The sequence below is a fragment of the Sedimentibacter hydroxybenzoicus DSM 7310 genome, from assembly GCF_013403245.1.
GTDB lineage: Bacteria > Bacillota > Clostridia > Tissierellales > Sedimentibacteraceae > Sedimentibacter > Sedimentibacter hydroxybenzoicus.
The window spans coordinates 1-3,782 of record NZ_JACBNQ010000052.1 but is presented as its reverse complement, the minus strand read 5'-3'; the positions used below and the strand labels follow the sequence as shown (position 1 = coordinate 3,782).

Below are 3,782 nucleotides of genomic sequence, written 5' to 3'. Positions count from 1 at the left end.
AATCATTGAAAAATCAATGGTTTTGTAGTATAATTATGTTTAATATCGTAAGTGTTTTTGCGCAGTCTGACGGGGTTGCTGACAACTTTATGAAATTCAAATCAGGAGAAGAAAAAAATAAATTATCAAATGTAAAATTGTTATGTTGACATACACGTTCGTATATGGTACAAATTACCAAAGGGGTGATTTTATGCCGAGAGCTGCAAGAAAAAAGAGTGAAAGTGGAATATATCACATTGTGATGAGAGGAATAAACAGACAAGTAATATTTATTGAAAGGGAAGATTTTTTAAGATTTATTGAAACCTTGCAAAAATATAAAAATGTTTGTGAATATCAACTTTTTTCTTATTGTTTAATGGATAATCATGTACATCTGTTAATAAAAGAAGGTAAAGAACCTTTGGAAACTGTAATGCGTAGAATATGCGGAAGCTATGTTTTTTGGTATAATAGAAAATATAATAGGATTGGTTATTTATTTCAGGATCGTTTCAAAAGGACATGGGGACGTTTCCTTCGTCCGGGTGAATATTCGGTACATATGGCAAACTAAGCGTCCCCGTGGCTATCCCCGTGGCTCGAACCAGAAGTATTAACTGAGGAAGAAACTGATTTTTATGAGAGCAAACAGTGGTAAAATAATATTTGAAGAAAACAATCTTCAAAGACTTGACTCTCAGGGAAATTTCACATTTGAATTTGGCACTAGTTTATCCTCGGATAATTTTAAAATAACAGAAACATCAACAAAAATAAGTGTTAATTCTGAATTAATAGGTGCCGGAGGAAGTGATAGAACAGAATATAGTATTACACTTTATAAAAAAGTAGGTATACTTTGTGTTTCACAAGGAACTGCAAAATTTGATGTAGGTGCAAGTCAAAATGCAACTTGGTCGAATTTAACAAAGGATGGAACATATTATATATACATGTCAACACCTAAAGTTGCATCATCTGGAAAGTACATAAAGGGAACGGGTAAAATATCAAATTTTGAGTTATTATAAAACAAAATTATTTTGTCGGGCATTATTTCTAATGCCAACCTTTTATAGTGTTTATACTACTATTCAATTATGTACTAAGGTTCCAATATTGGAATCTTAGTACATCTCAGAAAAAGCAAATTCATGATATCTCTTATTATAGGTTAAATATAATTAACAATTATCTTTAAGAATATAAAAATAAAGAGATATTATTATTGGAGTGATTTTTATGAAAAGAGATAAAAGAAACATGGTTATTCTAATAATAATAATAGTTCTAATTTCATTAATTAAATTGAACCCTTTAACTAAAAGTGCACAGATAAATAGAGAGTTTTTAGTTGATAGAGGTGAAAACTTTAATGTATATCCATTTTCTACAATTAAAGAATATATTGCTAATGGAGATAGGTACAATACTACTATAATATTTACATTCTTTGCAATAAATATATTATTATATCTACCAGTGGCGATTTTTTTAGGAATAAACAAATTCAATAAACTAACAAACATATTAATTATAATTCTATTACCTATTGTGCTAGACATATTGCAGCTTGCATTTAGAATAGGAATGTTTGATATAGATTCTATTGTATTAAATGTGTTAAGTTCTTTTATTGTATTTATTATAGCAAGAAATTTTAAGCAGAAGTGTTAAAATTTAATTTTTATAGGTTATAGGGGACGGGATTACTGACACCTATGACACTGTAGGTAATATAGTATCGGAAAATGATAATGATATATGTACTATGTATGCATTAACAGCTCTCGCAAAAGAAAAAGATCTTCTAACGGAGAAGAGGAGTTTGGTGTAGAGAGTAATATTACAATAGTATGGTTGACAACTTTGGCGTTAATAATGAGTTCGTATGTACGTTTGGAGGATGGGTACCTAATGATAGAGAATTGTATGATAGACAAGTTTATTATGGACTATATGGTTAGACATCGACTCAAACTGACGAATATCCACCTCAAAATACATTTTACTATGACGAAACATCATATACAGGACTTACTTTAACAGCTTACTCATGGGTAAGTGCAGAGGATTATCCGTATAATATACTTTGCAGCGTAAAGACCGGTATATTAGACTAATGTCAATATCATCAAAGCAACTATTTAAGGTAGTTGCTTTGATTTAAAATATAATTACTGGTTGCATTTATTTTGTTGCTAATCAGTATAAATTATTAGAGGTGAGATTTATGACTAATAGAAAGATATTCAAATTATTTATTTCTACATTCCTATTTTATATATTTGGTTTTATTTTGTTATTGATTATTGATAATTCCATAGAATACAAAAGTTTACCACTTTATATAATTACGCGTACTTTTGTTATGATTTTATCCGGAATTATATTATATTTTATAATTAATTGGAAATCACTGAGATTAAAAAAAACTTTTTTACACATGAAAAGAGATACAGAATATGTTAGTTATATAAAGTTGCGAGGTTTCTTTATTTCAGTATTTGCATTAGTATCTATATACTGTTCTAAAAACGCATTTAAAAATCAAGCTTTTTTGTTCCCGATATTAGATTTTATTAACAAGCTTTTTTTTCATAAAGAATTCAAATTTTTTGTTATGAAATTTTATACCATATCACAAAGCATTATCACTCTTTTTTTTATCCTCATTATGATAGGGACATATCTTGTTCTTGAATTTCTTTTCACTGGTAAGATAATAACTGATGATGAAGATTCTGGGGACGGATATTAAATTGCATTTCAAAGATTTATTCTAAGTCACAGCTTTAAGGGTAAAATTATCGTAACAATGATTTAGGGTACTCCATTCGCCTATGCGAATGTGGGTGTAGTTAATCAGTCTAAATCAATTAAGATGCAAGCTGACTCTTTGATTGCAACGGTCGATAAACCCTTGACACCCTTCTATTATAGAAAGGTTTGGAATTGCTATGCAGATAGTGGATACTCTGACTATATTACACAGTACATTCAATTAATATATTAAATATTGGCATGAATTACGAAAGCATAAACAGATCACTTCTTATAAGAGGTGATCTGAATAACTTTGTAAAAATTTAAATAATCAAATTTTTTAGAGAAGGATTATATAATATGACATATAGAGAAGTTTTTTTAAGTTTAGTAATACTAATTATATTTGCAGGGACTGTTATATCAACTGTATTAATACCCTTATATAGATTATTAACCTTTAAAAATAAGGTTGCATATATCAACGATAAATATTTCGAAAATAAAATATTAGCAACAATATTTATTATTTTATTTCCTGTGCTTATCTTTTTAACAATAACCAATATTTTAGATTTAATAGATCATAATTTTGACTATTTATTGTTTATCAAAATCTTAAGAATTTTTATGCCAATATATGCTATTTTCTATACAATTGCACGGCTACCAAAACAATGTATATATAAAGAAGGAATTAAATCCAATCTGTTTTTTGTAAAATGGAATGAGGTGGAACGTATAGAGCAAGAGAATCATGATTTAAAAATATACTACAATTACAGATATATATTTTTTAAAATTAGACATGTATACGTAATTAAAGACTTTTCCTCTGAAATAAAAGAACTTTTATATAAGTTTAATGGATCACAATCTTAATGGGTGTCCTTGGAAGGGTGTCAAGGGTGTCAAGGGTGTCAAGGGTGTCAAGGGTGTCAAGGGGGTGTCAAGGGGACGGCAGACTGCGCAATATCACACATTTATTCCCCCCAAAAAATCATTTTAACACTTAAATTATGACAAATTCA

3 protein-coding genes and 1 pseudogene are annotated in these 3,782 nt (G+C 28.6%); all 4 read left to right on the top strand.

What is annotated here, in order from left to right:
* Positions 1–193: 193 nt before the first annotated feature.
* Positions 194–502, top strand: a pseudogene (locus tag HZF24_RS18585) (transposase); the annotation flags it as partial.
* Positions 503–623: 121 nt separating this feature from the next.
* Positions 624–1,016 (top strand): hypothetical protein, encoded by a 393-nt coding sequence (locus HZF24_RS18580; RefSeq protein WP_179239874.1) that lies wholly within the window; start codon positions 624–626, stop codon positions 1,014–1,016.
* A 211-nt stretch (positions 1,017–1,227) separates the two neighbouring features.
* The gene (locus HZF24_RS18575) at positions 1,228–1,662 is read left to right on the top strand and encodes a VanZ family protein (RefSeq protein ID WP_179239873.1); all 435 of its coding nucleotides are present in this window, start codon (positions 1,228–1,230) and stop codon (positions 1,660–1,662) included.
* Positions 1,663–3,111: 1,449 nt separating this feature from the next.
* Positions 3,112–3,633, top strand: coding sequence for a hypothetical protein (locus tag HZF24_RS18570; RefSeq protein WP_179239872.1), 522 nt, complete (start codon positions 3,112–3,114; stop codon positions 3,631–3,633).
* The last annotated feature ends 149 nt before the right edge of the window (positions 3,634–3,782 follow it).